Source organism: Rhizobium sp. NXC24 (genome assembly GCF_002944315.1).
Classification (GTDB): Bacteria; Pseudomonadota; Alphaproteobacteria; order Rhizobiales; family Rhizobiaceae; genus Rhizobium.
In genome coordinates, this window is record NZ_CP024311.1 from 2,023,277 (window position 1) to 2,046,620 (window position 23,344).

General features: G+C 60.5%; 22 protein-coding genes. 5 read left to right on the plus strand and 17 right to left on the minus strand.

Going from position 1 to position 23,344, the window contains the following annotated elements; genetic code table 11:
* Nucleotides 1-13: 13 nt before the first annotated feature.
* The 4 genes from NXC24_RS09975 to NXC24_RS09990 all read right to left on the minus strand — a co-directional run bounded on the left by NXC24_RS09975 (nt 14) and on the right by NXC24_RS09990 (nt 4,086).
* On the minus strand, nt 14-1,873 hold the full coding sequence (locus NXC24_RS09975) for an adenylate/guanylate cyclase domain-containing protein (protein ID WP_104823129.1): 1,860 nt from the start codon (nt 1,871-1,873) through the stop codon (nt 14-16).
* Between the two features lie 13 nt (nt 1,874-1,886).
* On the minus strand, nt 1,887-2,414 hold the full coding sequence (locus tag NXC24_RS09980; RefSeq protein WP_104823130.1) for a FecR domain-containing protein: 528 nt from the start codon (nt 2,412-2,414) through the stop codon (nt 1,887-1,889).
* 87 nt (nt 2,415-2,501) lie between these two features.
* Nucleotides 2,502-3,551 carry a HoxN/HupN/NixA family nickel/cobalt transporter gene (locus tag NXC24_RS09985; protein ID WP_104823131.1) on the minus strand — a complete coding sequence of 350 codons (1,050 nt, stop codon included), beginning with the start codon at nt 3,549-3,551 and terminating at the stop codon, nt 2,502-2,504.
* A gap of 142 nt (nt 3,552-3,693) precedes the next feature.
* Complete coding sequence (locus tag NXC24_RS09990; RefSeq protein WP_104823132.1) at nt 3,694-4,086, minus strand: rhodanese-like domain-containing protein; 393 nt, start codon at nt 4,084-4,086, stop codon at nt 3,694-3,696.
* A 65-nt stretch (nt 4,087-4,151) separates the two neighbouring features.
* Between NXC24_RS09990 and ftrA the strand changes: the two genes are divergently transcribed.
* Nucleotides 4,152-5,189 carry a transcriptional regulator FtrA gene (gene ftrA / locus NXC24_RS09995; protein ID WP_104823133.1) on the plus strand — a complete coding sequence of 346 codons (1,038 nt, stop codon included), beginning with the start codon at nt 4,152-4,154 and terminating at the stop codon, nt 5,187-5,189.
* Here the strand turns inward: ftrA and NXC24_RS10000 are convergent.
* From NXC24_RS10000 to NXC24_RS10020, 4 genes are all read right to left on the minus strand, one after another.
* Complete coding sequence (locus tag NXC24_RS10000) at nt 5,152-6,780, minus strand: CTP synthase (RefSeq protein WP_104823134.1); 1,629 nt, start codon at nt 6,778-6,780, stop codon at nt 5,152-5,154. The two genes, ftrA and NXC24_RS10000, sit on opposite strands and share 38 nt — an antisense overlap.
* A gap of 144 nt (nt 6,781-6,924) precedes the next feature.
* The gene (gene secG / locus NXC24_RS10010) at nt 6,925-7,479 is read right to left on the minus strand and encodes a preprotein translocase subunit SecG (RefSeq protein ID WP_104823136.1); all 555 of its coding nucleotides are present in this window, start codon (nt 7,477-7,479) and stop codon (nt 6,925-6,927) included.
* A 115-nt stretch (nt 7,480-7,594) separates the two neighbouring features.
* Nucleotides 7,595-8,365: a triose-phosphate isomerase gene (gene tpiA, locus NXC24_RS10015; RefSeq protein WP_104823137.1), complete on the minus strand. Its 771-nt coding sequence runs from the start codon at nt 8,363-8,365 to the stop codon at nt 7,595-7,597.
* A 141-nt stretch (nt 8,366-8,506) separates the two neighbouring features.
* Entirely contained in the window at nt 8,507-9,403 is an 897-nt protein-coding gene (locus tag NXC24_RS10020) for a phospholipase (protein ID WP_104823138.1), read from the minus strand.
* Nucleotides 9,404-9,603: 200 nt separating this feature from the next.
* On the opposite strand from NXC24_RS10020, the gene parE reads away from it, so the two are divergent.
* The 3 genes from parE to NXC24_RS10035 all read left to right on the plus strand — a co-directional run bounded on the left by parE (nt 9,604) and on the right by NXC24_RS10035 (nt 14,267).
* The gene (gene parE, locus NXC24_RS10025; RefSeq protein WP_104823139.1) at nt 9,604-11,667 is read left to right on the plus strand and encodes a DNA topoisomerase IV subunit B; all 2,064 of its coding nucleotides are present in this window, start codon (nt 9,604-9,606) and stop codon (nt 11,665-11,667) included.
* Nucleotides 11,668-11,815: 148 nt separating this feature from the next.
* Entirely contained in the window at nt 11,816-12,949 is a 1,134-nt protein-coding gene (locus NXC24_RS10030) for an esterase-like activity of phytase family protein (protein ID WP_104823140.1), read from the plus strand.
* 139 nt (nt 12,950-13,088) lie between these two features.
* On the plus strand, nt 13,089-14,267 hold the full coding sequence (locus NXC24_RS10035; protein ID WP_104823141.1) for an AI-2E family transporter: 1,179 nt from the start codon (nt 13,089-13,091) through the stop codon (nt 14,265-14,267).
* A 64-nt stretch (nt 14,268-14,331) separates the two neighbouring features.
* Here NXC24_RS10035 and NXC24_RS10040 read toward each other — a convergent pair whose 3' ends face one another.
* The 4 genes from NXC24_RS10040 to NXC24_RS10055 all read right to left on the minus strand — a co-directional run bounded on the left by NXC24_RS10040 (nt 14,332) and on the right by NXC24_RS10055 (nt 17,293).
* Entirely contained in the window at nt 14,332-14,796 is a 465-nt protein-coding gene (locus tag NXC24_RS10040; protein ID WP_199773551.1) for a GNAT family N-acetyltransferase, read from the minus strand.
* 34 nt (nt 14,797-14,830) lie between these two features.
* On the minus strand, nt 14,831-15,985 hold the full coding sequence (locus NXC24_RS10045; RefSeq protein ID WP_104823142.1) for a DUF2336 domain-containing protein: 1,155 nt from the start codon (nt 15,983-15,985) through the stop codon (nt 14,831-14,833).
* 115 nt (nt 15,986-16,100) lie between these two features.
* Nucleotides 16,101-16,706: a flavin reductase family protein gene (locus NXC24_RS10050; RefSeq protein ID WP_104823143.1), complete on the minus strand. Its 606-nt coding sequence runs from the start codon at nt 16,704-16,706 to the stop codon at nt 16,101-16,103.
* The gene (locus NXC24_RS10055; protein ID WP_104823144.1) at nt 16,706-17,293 is read right to left on the minus strand and encodes a nitroreductase; all 588 of its coding nucleotides are present in this window, start codon (nt 17,291-17,293) and stop codon (nt 16,706-16,708) included. The genes NXC24_RS10050 and NXC24_RS10055 overlap by 1 nt, the downstream gene beginning before the upstream one ends.
* Before the next feature lie 110 nt (nt 17,294-17,403).
* Between NXC24_RS10055 and NXC24_RS10060 the strand changes: the two genes are divergently transcribed.
* Nucleotides 17,404-18,534, plus strand: a complete 1,131-nt coding sequence (locus NXC24_RS10060) for a hypothetical protein (RefSeq protein ID WP_104823145.1) — start codon at nt 17,404-17,406, stop codon at nt 18,532-18,534.
* 35 nt (nt 18,535-18,569) lie between these two features.
* Here NXC24_RS10060 and NXC24_RS10065 read toward each other — a convergent pair whose 3' ends face one another.
* From NXC24_RS10065 to NXC24_RS10085, 5 genes are all read right to left on the minus strand, one after another.
* Entirely contained in the window at nt 18,570-19,409 is an 840-nt protein-coding gene (locus tag NXC24_RS10065; RefSeq protein ID WP_104823146.1) for a lysophospholipid acyltransferase family protein, read from the minus strand.
* 145 nt (nt 19,410-19,554) lie between these two features.
* Nucleotides 19,555-21,543, minus strand: a complete 1,989-nt coding sequence (gene thrS, locus NXC24_RS10070) for a threonine--tRNA ligase (RefSeq protein WP_104823147.1) — start codon at nt 21,541-21,543, stop codon at nt 19,555-19,557.
* 126 nt (nt 21,544-21,669) lie between these two features.
* Nucleotides 21,670-22,197: a DUF1697 domain-containing protein gene (locus NXC24_RS10075; protein WP_104823148.1), complete on the minus strand. Its 528-nt coding sequence runs from the start codon at nt 22,195-22,197 to the stop codon at nt 21,670-21,672.
* Nucleotides 22,194-22,631 carry a membrane protein insertion efficiency factor YidD gene (gene yidD, locus NXC24_RS10080; protein WP_104823149.1) on the minus strand — a complete coding sequence of 146 codons (438 nt, stop codon included), beginning with the start codon at nt 22,629-22,631 and terminating at the stop codon, nt 22,194-22,196. Before yidD ends, NXC24_RS10075 begins: the two co-directional genes overlap by 4 nt.
* 15 nt (nt 22,632-22,646) lie before the next feature.
* Nucleotides 22,647-23,108, minus strand: a complete 462-nt coding sequence (locus NXC24_RS10085) for an iron-sulfur cluster assembly scaffold protein (protein WP_199773552.1) — start codon at nt 23,106-23,108, stop codon at nt 22,647-22,649.
* Between the last annotated feature and the right edge of the window lie 236 nt (nt 23,109-23,344).

A 23,344-nucleotide genomic window follows, 5' to 3' on the forward strand; every position in this document is an offset into this window, starting at 1 on the left:
CACTCTTCCGGGATCAGGCCCGGCTGCGCCATAACCAGACGGCAAGAGAACCGGCACGACCGCGCAGGCTCGCTTCGATCGGACCATCGAGCTGGCCTTCCGTATAGGGTTCGCTGTCGCGTCCGGCAGATTGCAGCAGGTCGTCGCTGAACGCAATCTCGGCATTGCTGCGGGCAGCCACCTCCATCAGGCGGCTGGCGACATTGACGGTGTCGCCGGTCGCCGTGATCTGCTGGCGGCCGTGACCGCCGAGCCTGGAGGCGACGACGGTGCCGAAATGCGCGCCGATCTTGAAGCCGATGCGGGAGGCGATGGACTCCGGCAGGGTTCCAAACCAGCCTCTCATTCGATCGGCCAGGCGAATGCAGCAGCACGCCGCATTGGCGGGATCATCCCTCTTCGGCTGCGGCAGGCCGAACAGGATCATGGCACCATCGCCCATGAAGCTGGTGATGGCACCGCCGCAAGCTGACACTTCCTCGTCGACGAGATCGTAGAAGCCGTTCAGCAGCTCGCGCACCGCCGTTGGGCCGATCGCTTCGCTGAGGCCGGTGAACCCGTTGAGATCGATGAAGACAATGGCCGCTTCCTGGCGCACCGGGTCCGCCAGGAAGCCGGGATCGCGGGCAAGATGTTCGGCAAGGCCCGGCGCCTGAATGCGCTGCAGGAGTTCGCTCTGCTGCTCGAAATGCCTGGCCTGCTTGCGACCCAGCCAGAGCTGCACGGCACCGAACAACAGTGCCGGCGGTATCGCAGCCGCGATCGGCACGGCGGCACTTAGCCAGATGCCATGCTTGAAGGCGCTGATGTTGATCGACAGCCAGGCAAGGATGACGCAGAGCGCTATGATCAGGCCGATAGTGTTGCGCCGCGAGGCAAGCAACCCGACGAGAACGACCGGCAGGCCAATGGCAAAGCCGAGGTCAATGAGGCGCACGTCGCGGTCGCGGACCAATCCATCCCCGGCAATCAGATGCGTGATTGAAGTGGAAATGACCTCGACGCCCGGCAGCACCGGATCGAAAGGCGTCGGAAAGACATCGCCGCCGCCGGTAACGGTCGCGCCGATAACGACGATGTGGTCCCTGATCGCCTCCTCCGGCAATTGCCCTGTTAGCGCTGCACTGGCGCCGATGGTGCGGATCGTGCCACGCGGACCGTAGAAAGAGAGCGGCAAGAGATAGCCGGTATCGGTATGCACCAAACGATCGCCAAGCTTGATGTGGTCGGAAATGACCGTCGTAGGCTCGCCGGTGGCGGCGGAAACGACACGCAGCGAGAAGGATGGTTCGATCCGCCCGCCGCTGCGAAACAGCATGGGCACGAAACGCGGCGTTCCGGTCTTGTCGGTCTGGACGTTGACGACACCATAGCTCGCTGCCTGCGCAAACCGAGGCAGCGGCTCCAGGAATTGCAGGGCGCTGGGGACGCGCGCAAGCGGCTCCTTGCTGTAGTCGGCAACACGCTGGCGACTTTCGGGAAAGATGCCGGCGACGGCCAGCACGGCGTTGGTCTTTCTCAGCGATTGTGCCAGCGCTGCATCGTCGGCCTCCGCGCCAGGATCCACCAAAAGCATGTCGAGCCCGATTGCTTTCGGCTTCAGCGCGGTGATGGCATCGACGACTTTCGCGAGGGTGGCACGGGGTAGCGGATAGTGGCCCGCTTGACGGGACGCCTCGTCATCGATGGCGACGATGGTAACGATATCGGGCGGTTGCCGGGTACCGCCGAGCACGTTCCTGAGATTGGTCAGCGTCGCCTCGGCACCGTCGATAAAGGGAATATCGCCGCGCAGATGAGCGATGCCAAGGCCCGCACCCCAGACGGCAGTCAAGACGAGCGCAATCAGCGTCTGCAGCGGTGGTCTGCGCATGGGAATCAGGATCTCACTGGCCGAGGCGGCCCATCAGCGCGCTTATGCGTGGTTGCTTCCAATTCGTAACGCGCAGGGGACCGCGGCTGCGATCGACATCAACCCCCTGCCCTCGTCCAAGCGTAACTCCTTGCCCGGTCGAAACCTTGTTAACGGCGACGCGGCCGCGCAAAACCAGTACGGATGTCTTGCCGCGCCCTGCGTCGACCGCCCATCGTGTGCCGCGCACCGCAGCGATCGCCTGCGGTGTTACCACTTCGAACCCACCCTTGATGCGGCTGTTGTCGACATCGACCAGCGCCGCCTTGCTGTTGAGCACGACAGCGTCCACCTGGCCGTCGCGATTGCGGTCGGCAAGCCGGTAGCTTGCTCCGCGCTCGATAGTAATGCTGAGGCCCGGCTCACAATTGAGCGTCTGGCGCTCGGCACTCACCGCCGCTCGCAGCGAACAGCCGGTCGTTTGTGCAGAGGCCGAGCCGGTCCCGGCCACGCACAGAACGGCTATTCCGGCAGCGGTGAGAAAACGGTTTGTCTGGATCATGATTGTGCCCCTTCACGAAATATGATTGTGGTCGCGGACACTAAATTCCAGCCGCGGCAATATAAATCTGTGAGAAGTGATGATGCGTCAGGAGTGGTTAATCTGCAAGTTGTCGTAGCCCTTGGCTTTGTAGAGGATGGTCGAAACCAGCCAGCTCAGCAGGAAGATGCCTACGACCGCGAAGCCGAAGTTGGCGAGATTGTCGTTGAGATCGCCGATGAAGCTCCAGACGCCGCCCTCAAGACCGAGCTTGTCGGAGATCAGCCCCAGGGCCTCGATACCGCCAATGAAGATCGCAACGACAACCGAGGCCGCGGTGATGGTCAGATTGTACCAGAGCTTGCGCACCGGCTTGACGAAAGCCCAGCCATAGGCGCCGGTCATCAATATGCTGTCGCTGGTGTCCATCAGCGACATGCCGGCGGTGAAAAGCGCCGGGAAGACGAGAATGGTCCAGAAGGACATGCCCTGTGCCGCCTGCGCCGCGGAAATGCCAAGCAGGCCGATCTCGGTCGCCGTATCGAAACCGAGACCGAAGAGAAAGCCGATCGGGTACATATGCCAGGAACGGGTGACGACCTTGAACATCGGGCGGAAGATACGTCCCAGGAAACCACCGCCGGCAAGCAGCGTATCAAGATCCTCCTCCGCGATCCTCCCGCCCCTTTGCGCTCGTCTGAAGGCGGACCACACGCCCTTGAGGACGAAGAGATTTGCAATGCCGATCAGCAGCAGGAACGCGGCCGAGACCGCCGTGCCGATGACGCCGCCAATATCGTGGAAGGAATCGAGTTGGCTCTGCATGGCGGCCGCCGTTGCGGCGATGACAACAGATGCAAGCACGACGATGGTCGAGTGGCCCAGCGAGAAAAAGAAACCGACCGCATAGGGCTGTTTCGGCTCCTGCATCAGCTTGCGCACGACGTTATCGATCGCGGCGATATGATCGGCATCGAAGGCGTGGCGAAGCCCGAACATATATGCGAGAAACGCAGTGCCCAGCAGCGACGGCCTGTCGGCGAAAGCGGCCCAGGCCCAGATCCATGCGGCAATATTGAATGCGATCAGCAGCACGAAAGTGAAAGCTATCTTGGCTCTGGATCTTTCCGCGCGATCGTCAAATGGATTGAGAATCATACTTTTTTCCCGCTATGCTTATGTGCACAGTGCCACGGAGCGGGAAACGGCGCGACAGTCAAATAGCGTATATGCCAAGTTTTTCCGCACTGTCACAAAAATGAGCAAACCCGGCGAAGGCCGGGCTTATCTTGTCGATTTGTCAGCCCACTTCGAACGGATTGCCCTCATCCGCCCAGCCTGTGATGCCGCCGATCATCACCTTTACGCGCTTGCCGAGCGTGCCGAGACGTAACGCCGCCTTGTCAGTGCCGTTGCAATGCGGTCCTGCGCAATAGACGACAAACAGCGTTTCGTCGGGCCACTCACTCATCTTCCGCGCGGTCATTTTGCCATGCGGGAGGTTGATCGCGCCGGGAATATGCTGCTCCTGAAACAGGGCCGGCCCGCGCACGTCGATCAGGACAAAGTCCGCGTTGCCTGATGTCATCGCCTGATAGACGTCGGAGCAATCGGTTTCGAAAGCAAGCTTCCGGGCATAGTGCTCTGCGACGACACTCGGCGCTGCGGCAGGGATTTCACTGACTAGGGACATGTAACGCTCCTTCTTCCGTTCGGTGCATTCATGCCTGAGCGGTCCCAGAGTTGAAATTGGCCGAAATGCCATATAGCGTCAACATCATGCCAAATGCAGACACCACCAATCTTTTCGGCCCGCATGTCGTCACCCTCGTCTATGACGGGCTTTGCACGTTCGAATTCGGCGTCGCTTATGAAATCTTCGGCCTGCCACGCCCGGAAATGGGCAACGACTGGTACCGGTTTTCCGCCTGTGCAATCGAGGATGGCCCGCTTCGTGCCGCCGGCGGGCTGACGGTGCAGGTCGACCACGGGCTTGAGATCATTGCCGACGCCGATCTGATCGTCGTGCCTGGTTGGCGCGGCATAGGGACGCTCGTTCCTGCCCCACTGCTCGCCGAGCTGCAGGCAGCCAGCCGCCGCGGCGTGCGGATCATGTCACTATGCTCGGGCGTCGCAGTCCTTGCCGCCGCCGGATTGCTCGCGGGCCGAAAGGCGACGACGCATTGGCGCTACGTAGATTCCATCGCCGCGCGCTACCCGGACATATCAGTGGACGCCGATGTTCTCTATGTCGATGAAGATAGCGTGCTGACCGCCGCCGGCAGTGCGGCCGCTATCGATCTCTGCCTACATGTCGTGCGCCGGGATTACGGATCTGACATAGCCAATAGTGTCGCCCGTCGTCTCGTGGTGCCGCCGCATCGCGAAGGCGGTCAGGCGCAATATATCGAGACCCCGGTTCTGAAACAACGCGAGGGCGCGCGCTTGGGTCCCTTGCTCGAATGGATGCGCGAGCGTCTGCAGGAAGATCAGCCCATTGCTGTGCTTGCAGCGCGGGCGGGAATGAGTGTGCGGACCTTCCAGCGTCGTTTCGAGGCGACTACCGGCATGGCGCCGGGCGAATGGCTATTGAGCGAGAGGCTGCGGCGCGCTCGGGATCTGCTCGAAAAGCAGGCTGCCATTTCGCTTGACGATGTGGCAGTGGCGAGTGGATTTGGATCGCTTGCCACCATGCGCCATCATTTTCGGGAGAGGCTTGCGGTCAGTCCGAGCGACTACCGCAAGCGATTTGCCGCCCTTAAACCAGTCGGCTCTGTTCCGTCGCCGCTTCGATGAAGCTCGAGAACAGCGGGTGCGGTTCCAGCGGTCGGGACTTCAGTTCCGGGTGATACTGGACGCCGATGAACCACGGATGATCCGCATATTCGATCGTTTCCGGCAGGACGCCATCCGGTGACATGCCCGAGAAGGTCAGGCCGCAATCTTCCAGCTTGTCCTTGTAGTCGATGTTGACTTCGTAGCGGTGGCGATGACGCTCGGAAATGTCGGTCGAGCCGTAGATTTCGGAAATCTTGGTGCCCTTCTTCAGCGCCGCCTTGTAGGCGCCAAGCCGCATCGTGCCGCCGAGATCGCCGGATGCCGTGCGCTTCTGCAGTTCGTTGCCCTTCAGCCATTCCGTCATCAGGCCGACGACAGGTTCGTTGGTCGGACCGAATTCGGTGGAGGATGCGTGTTCGACACCGGCGAGATTGCGGGCCGCTTCGATGACAGCCATCTGCATGCCGAAGCAGATGCCGAAATACGGCACCTTCCGCTCGCGCGCGAAGCGGGCCGCATGAATCTTGCCCTCGGAGCCCCGCTCGCCAAAGCCGCCGGGTACGAGAATGCCGTGGACCTTTTCGAGATATGGCGCCGGATCTTCCTTCTCGAAGACCTCCGACTCGATCCATTCAAGCTTGACCTTGACGCGATTGGCGATACCGCCGTGGTGCAGCGCTTCGATCAGCGACTTATAGGCATCTTTGAGACCGGTATATTTGCCGACGATGGCGATCGTTACCTCGCCTTCCGGCGTGCGGATGCGGTTGCAAACCTCTTCCCATTGTTCGAGCCGCGGCTTCGGCGCCGGCTCGATGCCGAAAGCGGCGAGCACCTCATTGTCGAGGCCTTCCTTATGGTAGGCCATCGGCACATCGTAGATATTGGCGACGTCGAGCGCCTGGATGACGGCGGACGGACGAACGTTGCAGAACAGCGAAAGCTTGCGGCGCTCGGCCTCCGGGATCTCGCGATCCGCACGCACAAGCAGGATGTCCGGATGAATGCCGAGAGCCTGCAGCTCCTTGACGGAGTGCTGCGTCGGCTTGGTCTTCAGCTCGCCGGCAGCCGGGATGTAGGGCATCAGCGTCAGGTGGACATAGATCGCCGTGCCGCGCGGCAGGTCGTTACCGAGCTGGCGGATGGCTTCCATGAAGGGCATCGCTTCGATGTCGCCAACCGTGCCGCCGATCTCGCAGATGACGAAATCATAATCGTCATTGCCCTCGACAACGAAATCCTTGATCTCGTTGGTGACGTGCGGAATGACCTGAACGGTGGCGCCGAGATAGTCGCCGCGGCGTTCCTTGTCGATGATGTTCTTGTAGATGCGACCCGTCGTGATGTTGTCGGTCTTGGTGGCCGAACGACCGGTGAAGCGTTCGTAATGGCCGAGATCGAGGTCGGTTTCCGCGCCGTCGTCGGTGACGAAGACTTCGCCGTGCTGGGTCGGGCTCATCGTGCCCGGGTCCACGTTCAGATAGGGGTCGAGTTTGCGCAGGCGGACCCGATAACCGCGGGCCTGCAACAACGCTCCGAGAGCCGCGGCCGCAATTCCTTTTCCGAGGGAAGAAACCACGCCGCCAGTGATGAATACATATCGCGCCATGGGAGTCACCGGATACCTTTTAACAAATGATTCCGCCAGCCCTAAAATTCGTTTCCGGAATTTTGGACACAGAACGCGGAATGTTGACAAAACAAAACCGGCAGATCCAAGGACCTGCCGGAGGATGATCGTAGCTGACCGGGCTTACTGGCCGGTCGGAACGCCGTTGCCACCCTGGGCCGGCGTTGTTGTCGTCGCAGGAGCCGTCTGCTGACCGGTGGCCGGAGCAGGCTGCGTCGTGGTAGTTGTGGGCTGGGTCGCCGTAGCGGCCGGTGCCTGTTGGGTTGCCGTCGGAGCAGGCTGGGTCGACGTCTGAGACTGCGGAGCAACCGCGCCGCTGTTCGGAACGCCGTTATTGTTGGCTGGCTGGGACTGGCCGCCTGCCGGTGCTGCGCCCTTCTGGCCGCCGAGCGAATCGAGAATGCCGTTGCCCTGGCCCGCCGTGCTCGGAATACGGTTGAGAATGTCGGTCGGACGTCCCTCGAAGCGAGACAGCACGTTCATGCCGAGCGCCAAAACGAAGAACAACGCCGCCAGGATCGCCGTGGTCCGTGTCAACGCGTTGGCCGTGCCGCGTGCCGACATGAAGCCCGATCCGCCGCCAATGCCCAGGCCACCGCCCTCCGAGCGCTGAATCAGCACCACGCCGATGAGAGCGATGACAACCATGAGATAGATGACAAGCAGTACGGTTTGCATAGGTCCAGTCCTGCCCGCGGGCGCGGGCATTAAAAAGAAAAGCTCGCGGCTCTTTACATGAGGCTCTCGCCTATTCCAAGTCCTTTTAAGACCGGAATACAGGCAAGTGAAACCTTCAGGCGAACTGCCGTTCGAATGCGCCATAAATGGCGAGGAAGTCGACGGCTTTCAAGCTTTGGCCACCGACGAGCAAACCGTTGACATTGGCGACAGCAAGCAGGTCGGCCGCATTCGCGCCGTTGACCGAGCCGCCGTAGAGAAGACGAAACTTTTCGCCATCGGCGCCGAAGCGCGCCACCAATTCCTTGCGGATGAAGGCATGTGCTTCCTCGACATCCGCTGTGGTGGGAACCTTGCCCGTGCCGATCGCCCAGACGGGCTCATAGGCGATGACGGTCGTTTCCGAGACGGCGCCATCGGGCGTGGAACCGGCAAGCTGACGCTTGAGCACATCCAGCGTCTGGCCATTGTCGCGCTCGTCCGCCGTTTCGCCGATGCAGATGATAGTGACGAGCTCGGCCGCAAGCGCCGCTTCCGTCTTGGCGCGCACCAGCGCGTCGCTTTCAGCGTGATTCCTGCGGCGCTCGGAATGGCCGACGATCACATGTGTGCCGAAGCAATCCGCGATCATCGCGGCGGAGACGTCGCCGGTATGCGCGCCGCTGACCAATTGATGGCAATCCTGCGCTCCGATTGCCAGCGGACTGTCGTCGCAGAGCGCGGTCGCAACATAGAGAAGGGTTGCCGGCGGGCAGAGCAGCGTATCGATCTTCTCGGATAGCGGCGCTTTCACGCCCTCCGCGATAGCCTTGACCTGGTCCAGGCTGGCCCGCGTGCCGTTCATCTTCCAATTTCCCGCCAGAAGCGGTCGTATTTTTTGCGTCATTCGGCGTTTCCCTCCCGTCAACTCTCTGTGGCACTAACAAAACTAAGGCAGAAAGAAAAGTTGTCGAAAGCGGCCGGAACAAGTTCAAACCGTTTAAAAAATCGCTTTTCCGAAATTAAATCGAAATTTTTTCGAAGAAAATTATGACGGCTGTGGATCAAGGAGCCAATTCAGCACCTTCCGCCAGTCGGTCATGCGTACCGGTGTGCCATGGTTGCCGGTGGCAAACAGGGTGAATCGCGTCGGGTAATGCGTCTTGTAGAGTTTTTCGAACAGAGCTTCCTGGTCGGTAGCGGCGTAGACCGGGTCCTTGCTGCCATGGGTGAACCAGACCGGCAACTTCGCCTTGTAGAAGGCGCTTTTGACGAAATCCGGATCGGTGACTCCGCTCAAAATCGCCATCCCTTTCAGACGCTTGACGCTTTCAGCGTCGCGCGTGATACCCCAGCAAATGAAGCTGCCCATGGAGGCGCAGGTGAGGATGACAGGCCTGCCGCCGGATTGCTCGTAGGAATAGCGGATCAGGGCCGCGATGTCGGCGACGCCGTCGCTGTCGAAGCTCTTTACGCTCGGCGCGTAGTATGTACCGCCGCTGATATAGGCGAGGTTTTTCAGCCGGTTGAAATTACCGCCGAACGTGTAGTCGTTCGACCCCAGCCTGCGGTCGCCGCCGCGGCCGTGGATGAAGATCACTGTGAAGGCCTGCTTGGATGCCGGGCCGATGCGGGTCACGTCGAGCTTGCGGTCGCCGAGCGGCAAAGTTTCGTCCTCTTGCGCTTTCCATCGCACGCCGGTGGCGACATAGGCCGGCTTGACGCGCCGTTCCGGCACCTCGTCGCGGCCGTTGATGTCCCGCATTTCCTGGTAGTCGATCGTCTGGAAAGCACCATTGTCATGGCTTTCGAGGACCGTCTGATTGGAAAACAGGTCATCCTTGAAAGGCTTCAAGGCCTCTGCGGCGGCACCCGACGCGGCTGCTAGCGGCAAAAACGCCGCAATTGCTGCTAAAATCGACAAATGAGCTGTGGACATTCGCATGCGGACACTTCCCTCGATAGGCCCACGGGCTTGCCATTCGCCGCCCGGCAACGCAAATCTTTTTTCCGAATTTGCCCCGTTACCGGGGTGCCATCGCGCTCGCGCGTCGTTTCTGGCAGAATCACGGTGATTCGCGAAACTGACGGCAAATGCGGTGATTTTGGGGTATGACCCCTTCAAGGACAAATCTGAACAGTTCCATGGATAACAGCAACGATCTCTTCTCCGGACTGCCCCTTTCGCCGAAACCGGAAGCGGCGGACAAGCCGGTCGTCAAGGCTGAAAAGCCTGTGGCCGCCCCTGCCCCGCGCCCTGCGCCGGCCACCTCGACTGCCGAGGAATATGGGGCGAATTCGATCCGCGTTCTCGAAGGGCTGGAGCCGGTGCGCATGCGCCCCGGCATGTATATCGGCGGCACGGACGAGAAGGCGTTGCATCATCTCTTCGCCGAAGTCATCGACAATTGCATGGACGAGGCCGTCGCCGGCCATGCCGATTTCATCGACGTGTATCTCGACCAGCAGGGCTATCTGACCGTCACCGACAATGGCCGCGGCATTCCGGTCGAAAACCATCCGCAGGTGCCGGGCAAGTCGACGCTCGAAGTCATCATGACCAAGCTGCATGCCGGCGGTAAATTCGACGGCAAGGCCTATGAGACCTCGGGCGGTCTGCACGGCGTCGGCGTGTCTGTCGTCAATGCGCTGTCCGATGATCTCGAAGTCGAGGTGGCGCGCAATCGCAAGCTCTATCGCCAGCGCTTTTCGCGTGGCCTGCCCCAGGGCGGGCTGGAAGAACTCGGCGATGTCCATAACCGTCGCGGCACCCGCGTGCGCTTCCATCCCGATCCGCAGATCTTCGGCGAGCATGCCAAGTTCGATCCTGCCCGCGTCTTCCGTATGGCGCGGTCCAAAGCCTATCTTTTCGGCGGCGTAGAGATCCGCTGGAGCTGCGATCCGGAATTGGTGCATGGAGGCTCCGATGTTCCGGAAAAGGCCGTCTTCCACTTCCCCGGCGGTCTGAAGGATTACCTCAAGGCGACGATGGGCAACGAGTTCACCGTCACGCGCGAGATTTTCGCCGGCAAGTCGGAGAAGGCAAGCGGCCATGGTTCGCTGGAGTGGGCGATCACTTGGTACGGCGGCGACCCGCAGATCCATTCCTATTGCAATACCATTCCAACCCCCGAAGGCGGCACGCATGAAGCGGGCCTGCGCATCGCGCTCACTAAGGGGCTGAAGAACTATGCCGAGATGACGCAGAACAAGCGCGCGGCGGGTATCACCACCGACGACGTGATGATCTCCGGCGTCGGCATGCTTTCCATCTTCATTCGCGAACCGGAATTCGTCGGCCAGACCAAGGACAGGCTCGCGACCGTCGAGGCGCAGCGCATAGTCGAAAATGCATTGCGCGATCCCTTCGATCATTATCTCACCGACAATCCGGCCGAAGCCGAAAAGCTGCTGGAATGGGTGATCGAGCGTTCCGAGGAGCGCCTGCGCCGCCGCAAGGAGAAGGAAGTCAACCGCAAGACGGCGGTGCGCAAGCTGCGCCTGCCGGGCAAGCTCGCCGATTGTTCGCAGAATACCGCCGAAGGCGCCGAACTCTTCCTCGTCGAAGGTGATTCGGCTGGCGGCTCCGCCAAGCAGGCGCGCAACCGCACGAACCAGGCGATCCTGCCGCTGCGCGGCAAGATCCTCAACGTCGCCAGCGCCGGCCGCGAGAAGCTCTCCGCCAACCAGCAGATCGCCGATCTCGTCCAGGCGCTCGGCTGCGGCACGCGCTCGAAATATCGCGAAGAGGACCTTCGTTATCAGCGCATCGTCGTTATGACCGATGCCGACGTCGACGGCGCCCATATCGCCTCGCTGCTAATTACATTCTTCTATCAGGAAATGCCCGAGCTGATCCGTGGAGGCCACCTTTTCCTGGCCGTGCCACCGCTCTACAAGATCACGCAGGGGTCGAAATCCATCTACGCCCGCGACGACGCCCATCGGCTGGAGCTGATGGAGACCGAGTTCAAAGGCAAAGGTAAGGTCGAGATCAGCCGCTTTAAAGGCCTTGGCGAAATGCTTCCTGCCCAGCTCAAGGAAACGACGATGGACCCGGCGAGACGTACGCTCTTGCGTGTCGAGATCGACGAGGTGGATTTCGAGGGCACGCGCGAAGCCGTCGACAATCTCATGGGCACCAAGGCGGATGCCCGTTTCCGCTTTATCCAGGAGCGTGCGGCATTTGCGGAGAATCTGGATATTTAGCGGCTGCGTCTCCGGCTGCGGCAAAAGCGACTTCGCGATATTTTTATCGAACTGACCGATATCCGTAACGAAAGCGTCACGGGCGGATGCATAGATGCGGCATCTTTGCGAACCCGCCAACTCATGATCCGGATGTGACGATATCGCCATGTTGAAGCCCTTTTTGATGACTGCCGCCGCTGCCCTTTTTTTCGGTTCCACCGCTGCCCAGGCCACCGACATCGGTACGATCGATGTCCCCTGCCCCTTCGGTGACTGCAAGGCGGGTATCAGCCTCTCCTATCTCGGCGAATACGACATTCCGACAGGATTCATGGAAAACGGCGTTGAGGTCGGCGGTCTCTCCGGCATCGATTTCGACCCTTCGACCGGCCATTATGTCTCCATCAGCGACGACCGCTCCGAAAAGGCACCAGCGCGCTTCTACGATCTCGATATCGATGTCAGCGCCGCCGGCCTCAAGGGCGTGACGGTGCTCGATCACGTGACGCTGAAAGATAAGAACGGCCAGCCATTCGCTACCCGCACGGTGGATTCGGAGTCGATCCGCATCGGCAAGGACGGCATCTATTGGAGCAGCGAAGGCGACGGCAAGGCGCTGCTGCCGCCTTTCGTGCGGGTTGCCAATCGCGACGGCAGCTTCGTGCGCGAACTGCCGCTACCCGCAGGCTTTGCACCGACCGCCGACAAGAGCACCGGCATCCGCGACAATCTGGCTTTCGAGGACCTGACCTTTCTCTCCGGCGGCGATCTCCTCGTCGGCATGGAATCGGCGCTTTACCAGGACGGGCCGATAGCGACGCTGACCAACGGCGCGCTTGCCCGCCTGATCCGCTATGACGCGGCCACCGGCGAACAGAAGGCGCAATATGTCTATCCGGTCTCGCCGATCCCGCAGGCGGCTGGCAAACCTGGCGGCTGGAATGATTTCGGCATGTCGGATTTCGTGGCGCTGGACGACCGGCACGTGCTGTCGATCGAACGCGGCTATGCGCAGGATGTCGGCAATTCGGCCGTCATCAATATGTTCGATCTCGAAGGCGCAACCGATGTTTCGAACATCCCGTCCTTGGCGAAGACCGATCAGCGTATCGTGCCCGTGCGCAAGGCCCAGGTCATGGATCTGCGCGCGCTCGGCCTTGCGCCTGACAACATCGAGGGCATCACCTTCGGCAAGGCGAAAGACGGTACGGATGTGTTGATTTTCGTTGCCGACAACAATTTCAATCCGACGCAGAAGACACAGTTCTTTGCCTTCAAGGTCATCCGCCGGCCGCAATAATAGGCGGTCTACTCTCGCGTCGGTAGTCGTCCGGCTGTCACGGCAACGGAATATATAGGCTTTCAAGTAGAGGCCCTTGAAACAGCCTAGATCATACCCCATAACCGGTTGATCTAATAAAAAGAGTGAAGCAAGTCCGGTGGGTGTATTCGAACGTCATAAGCCAAGGGAGCCGCGTTGGCTGGGGCCGAGCGCGCCCGCGCGCATGGCCCTTATTCCGTCGATTTCGGCGGCGCGTTGGCTGCTGATCCTGATTGCCGCTGCCGGCATCTATTTCTTCTACGGTTTTCTCGTTCCCGTGCTGGCCGCGGCGGTGATCGGTTTCGCCACCTGGCCGCTTTATAGTGACCTCGTGCGCCGCACCAACGGCAACACGACGCTTGCGGCAACCATCGCCATCGCCTTCATCGTGACCTTTCTGGTGCTGCCGATCGTGCTCTCGGCCATCTATATGGTCGGCGAGGTGCGCGAATGGTTTACCTGGGCAGTACATGTCAACCGCGATGGTGCGCCACCGCCGCAATGGATCCTGGCGCTGCCGATAATCGGCTCCTGGCTTGGCGATCAGTGGACGCAATATGTCGGCAGCCCCGGTTCCATCGGCGAATTGGCGCAGCTCGTCAGCGGCGCCCATATCGGCAATATCTATCGGGCAGTGCTTGCCGCCGGCGGCGGCGCCTTCCACGTCGTGTTGACTTTGCTGTTCATGCTGATCGCCCTGTTTTTCATCTATCGCGACGGAGCCAGCTTCGTCCGTCAGGTCGATCTTTTGGGCGAACGTATCCTGCCGAACCGTTGGGAGCGCATTTCTCGCGTTGTCCCGGCAACGATCAGCTCCACGGTCATGGGCATGACGTTGATCGCCATCGGCGAAGGCGTCGTGCTGGGCGTTGCCTATTGGATCGCGGGCGCGCCATCGGCAGTCACGCTCGGCGTTCTGACGGGGGTCATGGCGCTCGTGCCTGGCGGCGCGCCGCTCTCCATGTCGCTCGTCTCCATCTATCTGCTCGCCAGCGGCTCACCCTGGGCGGGCGCTGGGCTATTCGTGTGGGGGACGGTCGAACTCTTCATCGTCGACAAGACGCTGCGGCCGAAGCTGGTCGGCGGCCCGATCAAGCTGCCTTTCCTGCCGACCTTTTTCGGCCTTGTCGGCGGGGTCAAGACCATGGGCTTCCTCGGCCTGTTCATCGGCCCGGTGCTCATGGCCATCATCGTCGCTATCTGGCGCGAATGGATCCGCGAGGCGGAATTGACCGAGGAACAGCACGCTCAGGAGCCGGAACTGCAATTGCGTATCCGGGACGGTTCGGACGGCTGATTAGGGCGCCGTACGTTCATTCGAGCGCGCAAAAGGTCGCTCCAATCTCTGGAATCTGGGCGTCTTATCCCTGCGGGAAAGTCTTCTCCATGAACAGGCTGAGCGGATCAAGCCCGTAGCCGCCGAACGGTCCGATCTCCGTATAGCCGAACTTGCTGTAGAGGCTGATTGCCTCCGGCTGATATATGCCGGTTTCGAGCCGTAGCGCCGTCAGCGTCCTTTCCGTCGCTTTTTCTTCCAGCGCTTCCATCAGCATCTGTGCGACCTTGCGTCCCCTGGCAAGCGGATCGACAAACATACGCTTGATCTCCGCGGTGCCATCCCCCGCCTCGACCAGCGCGCAGCAGCCGACCGCATTGCCATCGAGCCGCGCGACCCAGAAGGTCACTTCGGGCCTCTCCAGCGATTCCAGATCGAGCAAGTGGTTGCTCTCCGGCGGATAGAGCGACTGCGCATAGGCACTGGACATGTCGAGAAGACGGATAACGCCGTCTTGGCGCGGTGATTCAACGGCAATTGTTAGCGGCAAGATAGATTCCTAAAGCTGCAATAGCCGATGACTATCACGCTGCGGCAAGAGCTGCCAGAGCCGCGAATGTCCGCGCCGTCTGCCGGCGCTCCGCATTGGCAAGCTTCTCCACCATGTCCAGCAATTGCAATGCCGCGATGGGCGATTGTTCTGCAAGTCGGAACTTACGCATCAACCGCGCCGAAACATTTTCCAACATGGTGCCGCCATTGGCGCGCGATGCCTCACGCCAGATCAATGTCGCCTCGACAAAGACCAGGCTGATATCGCGCGACAGGCCGGCGGATTCATAAAGCGCGCGGACGGCATAAACGCGGCCGGTGGAAAGGATGGAGCGCACGCGCCGCTCGTCGCAGGCCGAAAGATTGGTGATCGCGCCGGCGAAGAAGTCCACCTTGCCGGAGCAAAGCGCATGCATCAGGAAAGCCGGCGTCAACCAGCCGGACTGCCTGAGGTGCTCGACCAGATCGGGAATGTCCTCATGCTGCACTGTGCCGGCGATGGAAACCGTCGCCGCCTCACTGGCCTCCCGCGTAAGGTGCTGAAGCCTGCCCGCGCCGATCGTGGCCTGAATGAGACTTGAGCCCGCCAGCGCCTCGCTGACATGCCGCATCAGAAGGTGACGGATGTCAGACGGCAGCGCGTCTCGATCCAGAAGCAGACCGCGTATGTCGGCGTGATCGCCAAGGCGCTCGGCGATCCGCTTCAACGAAGCGCGCGACAACGAGGCGCCGTCGTTTTCCAATAGGCAAAGGATTTCGGTCTCACCGCCGATTTCGGCGAGCGCTGCGGAAACCGACCGCGATACCCGTCCGCGCGAGGCGATCAGCACGCGCGTCACATTGCTACCGCGCAGCGCGAGGTCGACAAGATCTGCATCGGTGAACACAGGGGAAAACAGAATGACCTGCCCCGCGATCTCGGGTTGATCTTCCGCCAGCGACAGGATGACGTTACGCGGCGCATCCGGGGAACGGGCTACGGCCTCGGCCAGCGAGAGGCGCACGCGCGGCGATGGATCGTCGAGCATATAGGTCATCGCCATCTCGGCGGCGGCCCGCTCTTCTCGTGGCATCACCGATTGCAGATAGGCCCGCCCGAGTGCATTGGCAGCCCTCGCCCTACCCTCTGCTTTGGCGGTCTCGGCCCAGCGAAGAAATGCTTCTATGATCACGTAACGCCTCGATATCGGCGGGACGATTCTCGGCCCGCAAACTCATATCGGATACGTTAACGATGAAAGGTTTACGGGCCGTTTACCTTATTTATTAACCACTAATGCGAGGCCCGGCAGAGCACTGATGTCACGGCGCTTTTGGCCGCAGCAGTTCGAAGACATCGCTGCCCTCGCTATAGTCCATGTAGCCCATGCGTGCGACGGGCCGCGCCAGCGCCATATCCAGCCGGCCGTCCCGAATGATTGCCTCATCGATATGGATGCCGACGACCTGGCCGAGGACCATGATATTTTCCGATGGCTCGCCGTTCAGCCCCTTAGGCTGCATGACCTCGGTCACCCGGCATTCGAGCACGGCAAAGGCTTCGGCGACATAGGGAGCGTCGACCAGCCTGCCGGGTTCGGCAGTCAGCCCGGCCAGGGAGAACTCGTTGATACCGTAAGGCACGGCGATCGAGGAATGGTTCATCTTTTCGATGAGGTTGCGGCTGACGAGGTTGGCGGTGAAAACGCCGGTTTCCTCGACATTGCGAACGCTGTCCTTCCGGCCCGCCGACGAGAACATTACCAGCTTTGGCCGGTCGCTGACTGCGTTGAAGAAGGAGTAAGGCGATAGATTGAGCGAACCGTCCCTGCCCTTGCTGCCGATCCAGCCGATGGGCCGCGGCGCAACGATGGCCTTGAAGGGATCATGGGCCAAGCCATGGCGATTGGTGTCCGTCGTGTAGAACATCACGCGTCTTCGCCGCCGACCCAGGTCACGGTCTCGGTCAATTCCGGGCGCGGGCGCTCGGTAGATGGGAAGGTGGAAGAACCGATATGGATAAAGCCGGCTACCTTTTCGCCCGGCTGGACGCCGAGCAGCGGATAGGCACGTTCGTCATAGGCGAACCATTCGGTCAGCCAGTTCGAAACCCAGCCATGGGCATTCGCCGCGATCAGCAGGTTAAGGCAAAGCGCGCCGGCCGACATCAACTGTTCCCATTCCGGGATCTTGAAATGCGGCCCCGCCTTGCTGACGACTGCAATAACGACCGGCGCGCGGGTGAACCGCGTACGCTCGACCTGGATCATCTCTTCGGACAAGTCCGGCTTAGCTTCGAGCGCGAGCTTCAATAGCTCTTCGCCGATCCGCGCGCGCTCTTCGCCGCGATAGACGATGAAGCGCCACGGGGCGAGTTTGCCGTGATCCGGCACGCGCGAGGCGAGCCGCAGAATATCTTCGATTTCGGCTTTATCCGGGCCGGGTTCCATCATCTGAAAAGCGGGAATGGATCGGCGCACCGCCAGATAATCGACCAGCTTGATATCGGTTTTCATGGAATGATTGCTTTCATTTTCATGCGCGGGAGGAAGTGGGTCTTGAATTTGCCACTGCATTGGTCTTGAAGTGGCGTGTGTTTTACCGGAAGTCAATCGGTTAGGAACTCATGTCAGGCATTTCATCCGCTCGCCGATTGGGTACGGCTTTCGCGATACTCGCGAGCCTGAGCACTGTTGCGTCGGCGCAGGATGCCTTCAAGGAGTTCAAGCAGCTCGACGGTAGCGTGAAGATGCCGAAGCTCAACGCCTTCATCGCGCCGGGCGGGGAAAATTCATCCGCTCAAACGCTGCGCGACGTCTCGCTCGAGGCGAAGCTGGGGCCTGACAGCGGCCCGCAATTGCAGGGCCTTTCCTGGTATGTCTTCAGCCCCTTTGCCGGTGCCGACGGCAAGCTGCCGCTGGTTGCGAGCTCGAAAGGCGGCTCGGCGTCCTTTCATCTCATGCCCGGCGATTATTTCGTCAACGTCTCCTTCGGCCGCGCCGGCGTCACCAAGAAGTTGACCGTGCCTGAAAGCGGCGTGCTGCAGAAGCAGATCATGGTCCTCGACGCCGGTGGCATGGTGCTGAACGCCGTCTCCGGCTCCGACGTACGCATCCCGCCGGATGAGCTGAGTTTTTCGATCTATTCCAACGATGCGAAGGAAGACGGCGAGCGCGGTCTCGTCATGTCCGGTGTCAAGCCGAACACGCTGGTGGGCCTCAGCGCCGGCACCTATCACGTCGTCTCCGAATATGGTGCCGTCAACGCCGTCATCCGTGCCGACATCCAGGTGGAAACCGGCAAGGTGACCGAAGCGACGATTCAGCACAAGGCGGCGAAAATCACCTTCAAGCTGGTGTCGGACGCCGGCGGTGAGGCGATCGCCGATACGGCCTGGTCGATCCTGACTTCTTCCGGCGATATCGTCGGCGAAAGCCTCAGCGCCTTCCCCACCATGGTACTTGCGGAGGGCCAATATACGGCCATTGCCCGCAACAAGGACAAGATCTATCAGCGCGACTTTGCCGTCGCGGCCGGCAAGAATACCGATATTGAAGTGCTGATGAAGGAACAGCAGCCGCAGGACGCCAACGATCAGCAGCAGCCCGCGCAGCAGATTCCCATCCCGTCGGCACAGGTGCAGCAAAACCAAGCCCCGCAAACGAAGCCGGCCGCCTCTGGCCAGCAGCACCCGTTGCCGACCTACGAGCAATTGGCACCGTCGGCTGGCGGCGACGATGGCGAAAGCATGGACTGAGGCGAGACGGGCTTCGAATTTGCGTGCGCCGGTCTTTATACGGCCTTCTTCCGTAGCGCCCGCCTTGGAGGCGCCATGGAAAATACCGCACTGTAGAGCTTCGACAACAAATCCTTGCGGTCGTTGCCTTCGCTGAGTGCCTCCCAGCTCATCAGCCTGCCGACATGAGCAGTGATGGTGCTGCCGGAAAGACGGCGGAACTCGCGGATCAGCAGCGAGATGCGCAGGGTCATCGAGACGCGGCTGGCAAGATGGAAGAGCCGGCCGTTTTGCCCTTCGAAATAGATGGGAATGACGCTGGCGCGCGCCGCCTGAATGAGCTTTGCCGGAAAGATTTTCCACGGCAAGTCCTCGGCGCGGCCAAAGCCCTTCTTGGCCGTTGCGACGCCGCCGGCGGGAAAAACGATGATTGTCGTTCCTTCCTTGAGCAGGCGAACGGCCTCGTGGCGCGTCTTCATATTGATCGCCATCGCCTCCTTGGTTTCCTCGAACGAAACCGGCAGCGAATAGTCGTTCATCTCAGGCACTTTCAACAGTTCGTTGTTGATTAGCACTTTGAACGGACGGCCGAGCTGTTCGGCGAGTGCCAGGACGGCGATCCCGTCGCCGATACCGAAGGGATGGTTGGCGACGATGACGATCGGCGCATCGGGAATGTCCTGCGGCGGCCATTCGCCCTTGGCAATCAAGCGCACATCGATGAGATCGAGCATCTTGCCAAAGACACGTTCGCTTTTGCCGACGATATCGCTGCGCCAGATGTCGTAAAGCCGGGCATAGCGATCGCGCCCCGAAAGGCCCTCGATGGAGCGGATGAACCAGCGCTTGATGCGCGTATCCCGTTCATTGGCGTAGGATAATTCTTTGAAATCCAAATCCGCGACGGGCTGCCCCGCTCCTTGAATTCAATTGCGCCGAATGTCAGGAAAGGCGCGCAACAGTTTGATTCATCATATATATTAAAGTTTCATGTCAGTTGTCTGACGGCTCCTTGAAGGTGCCGTCAGACAACATCTGATATCAAGCGGCCTTGGCCCGCTTGGCTTCACGTTTGCGCAAGACATCCGGCGGCGTCGCTTCGAGCGCCAGCGAGGCAATGGCTTCGTCGAGCGACATTGCCGTCTGTGCCTGGCTGCCGAGGCGGCGGATGTTGACCGAGCGCTCCTCGGCTTCCTTCTTACCGCAGACGATGATCACTGGAACCTTCGTCACCGAATGCTCGCGGATCTTGTAGTTGATTTTCTCGTTGCGGAAATCGGTCTCGACATCGAGCCCGGCGTCGCGCAGCGCTTCAGCAACCTCGTTGCCATATTCGTCGGCTTCCGAAGTGATGGTCGCGACCACCACCTGCAGCGGCGAGACCCAAAGCGGCATATGGCCGGCGAAGTTCTCGATCAGAATACCGAGGAAGCGCTCCATTGAGCCGCAGATGGCGCGATGGATCATCACCGGCTGCGTCTTTTCGGAATGCTGGTCGATATAGAAGGCGCCAAAGCGTTCCGGCAGGTTGAAGTCGACCTGCGTCGTGCCGCACTGCCATTCACGGCCGATTGCGTCCTTCAGCGTATATTCGAACTTCGGCCCGTAGAAAGCGCCCTCGCCCGGCAGAATGCCGGTCTTGATGCGTCCTTCGGACTGCGCCTCGATGGTCTTCAGCACGTCCATCATCACGCTTTCGGCGCGGTCCCAGAGGTCGTCGGAACCGACACGCTTGTCCGGGCGTGTCGAGAGCTTGACGACGATCTCCTTGAAGCCGAAGTCCTCATAGACCGACAGGATGAGGTCGTTGATCTTCAAGCACTCGGCGGCCATCTGCTCGTCAGTGCAGAAGATGTGGGCATCGTCCTGCGTGAAGCCGCGCACGCGCATCAGGCCATGCAGAGCACCCGATGGCTCGTAGCGATGCACTGCACCGAATTCCGCAAGCCGTATCGGCAGTTCGCGGTAGGACTTCAAGCCATGCTTGAAGATCTGGATGTGGCCGGGGCAGTTCATCGGCTTCAGCGCGAAGACGCGATCGTCATCGGTGTCATCACCGGCGACGGTAACCTTGAACATGTTGTCGCGATACCAGCCCCAGTGACCCGAGGTTTCCCAAAGCGACTTGTCGAGCACCTGCGGCGCGTTGACTTCCTGATAGTCGCCCTGCAACCGCCGGCGCATATAGGACACCAGCGTCTGGAACATCCGCCAGCCCTTGCCGTGCCAGAAGACGACGCCGGGGCCCTCTTCCTGGAAATGGAACAGGTCCATTTCGCGGCCGAGACGACGATGATCGCGCTTCTCGGCTTCCGCAAGAATGTGCAGGTAGTTATCGAGATCGGCCTGCTCGGCGAAGGCCGTGCCGTAGATGCGGGTCAGCATCGGATTGTTGCTGTCGCCGCGCCAATAGGCGCCCGCCACCTTCATCAGCTTGAAGGCCGAGCCGATCTGCCCGGTGGAAGCCATATGAGGACCACGGCAAAGGTCGAACCAATCGCCCTGGTAATAGATCTTGAGATCCTGCCCTTCCGGAATGGCATCGACAAGTTCAACTTTGTAGCGCTCGCCCTTGGAGGCGAAGACTTCCTTTGCCTTTTCGCGCGACCAGATCTGCTTGGTGAACGGCGCATTGCGCTGGATAATCTCGCGCATCTTCTTCTCGATGACCGGCAGGTCATCGGGCGTGAAGGGTTCGTTCTTGGCAAAGTCGTAGTAGAAGCCGTTTTCGATGACCGGGCCGATGGTGACCTGCGTGCCGGGCCACAGTTCCTGCACCGCTTCCGCCATGACGTGCGCCGCATCATGCCGGATCAGTTCCAGCGCTCGGTCGTCGTTGCGGGTGATGATCTCGATCTTGCCTTCGGTGATCGGATCGGAAAGGTCACGCACGGTGCCGTCGATCGCAACGGCGACGGCCTTCTTGGCAAGCGACTTGGAAATGGATTCGGCAACATCCCGGCCGGTTGCGCCAGCATCGTAGCTGCGCACGGAACCATCGGGAAATGTCAGGGAAACGGATTGGGACATCGAAATTCTCCTTGTCCAGTCCCGCCAACGAATGCGGGTGGTTTTGAAAGATGCGGTCAATCAATCTTGATTGAGTGCGGTCGCCTGATAGCGATATTTAGCGATTTAGTAAAGGAAAAGCAGCCTTTACTTGCCGATCATCTTGGCCAATCCGCGCACGGTGTTCCAGTTGCGCAACGTGCCGACGCCGAGGCGTTTGGTGGTCAGCGCTGGCAGCAGACGTGTCTTGCTTGCCTTGCCGCCGAAGTCGATCCAGAGGTCGCCATCGACGATTCTGATGCGCTCGGTGCCACGATTCTTATCGAACCCAGCAATAATAGAAGCATCGAGCGGCTTGCGCATGACGCGGACGATGACTTCGCTGCCCCCGCCGTCCTTGAACGGATTGCCGGCGGCAAGTTTCTGCCATCCCTCGGCATCGCGGCCGATAATGTCGACGGATTTGCCGAAAGCCTTGGTAAATCCCGCCTCAAGCCGTGCCTCGATCTCCGCGATCGGCTGTTCTTCCGCTTCGAAAACGAGATTGCCGGTCGCAACGAGGGTTCTGGCGTTGGAAAAGCCAAGCTCCTCGGCCATTGCCTTGAGATCGCTCATGACTACCCTGCGTCCGGCGCCGAGCACGATGCTGTGGAGCAATGCGACGTAAGTCTTCATGCCGCTCCGGCCGGTTTCCGGCCGAGGGAAAAGTAACGCCAGGGCATCCACCAATGATAGCGGGTCCCCATCGTCTCCGGCACGGGATCGAGCCCGCCGGTGCCGCCCGGCCCGCAGCGCGCCACTCGGAAGAGCGTCATCCAACCGCCGGCCCATAGACCGTGACGGGCGACGGATTCGTAGCCGTATTCCGAGCAGGTCGGGATATGACGGCAAGAATTGCCGATGAAACCGGAAAGGGTCAGTTGATAGAAGCGGATGAGGCCCATGCCGAGAAGCCGGTCGGGCGTCTTGCGGAAGGGGCCGGAATAATTGCGGGAATGGCTTGGCTTGCCGTTGTGGTGAGGAGGTATTTTGTCGCGTCCTAGCCTTTTGGAGCTCGCAGCCGCCCCTCCGTCATCCTCGTCATCTTGCATTGAGCAGAGATGGCACATCGCGTGCGGCCCCGATTAAACGGCTTCGGCCGTTATGGCCTCGTTGGAGCCGCGCGCCGCCTCGATCTGACCGACCGCATCCACGACGGCATCGAAGGTCAGCATCGTCGAGGCATGCCGCGCCTTGTAATCCTTAACCGGCTTCAAATAACGCATATCCTCGAAACGCCCTATTGGCCCCTCGCCGTCCGCCTTCAGCATGGCGAGCATGTCTTCGCGTGCCTGGCGTACTTCGGAGGCGGTAGCGCCGACGACATGGCGCGCCATGATAGAGGAAGATGCCTGTCCGAGGGCGCAGGCCTTGACGTCGTGGGCAAAATCGGTCACGACATCGCCGTCCATTTTGAGCCAGATCTTGACGCGGGAGCCGCAAAGTCTGGAATGGGCCTGAGCGCTTGCATCGGCGTCGGAAAGGCTGCCGATGCGTTCGATATTGCCGGCAAATTCCAAGATCTTGCTGTTGTAGATGTCGTCCATGATCGCTTTGCTCCGACGCGCCCCGTTTTGTGTTTCATAACAAAAAACACAGCGTGTCTCGTTAGGATACTTTCACAGGGGCAATGCCATACTATATGTATGTCGTTCGAAGGCCACTAAATTGCAATGGTCTTCTGTAAGTTTGATGGGAAACCGTGCAGGACGGCAGGCTTGTCCGCCAGCCAGAACGCCCCGGAGCCCGCCAAAGGTGCATAGTTCTCCACGTTCCGGAGGAT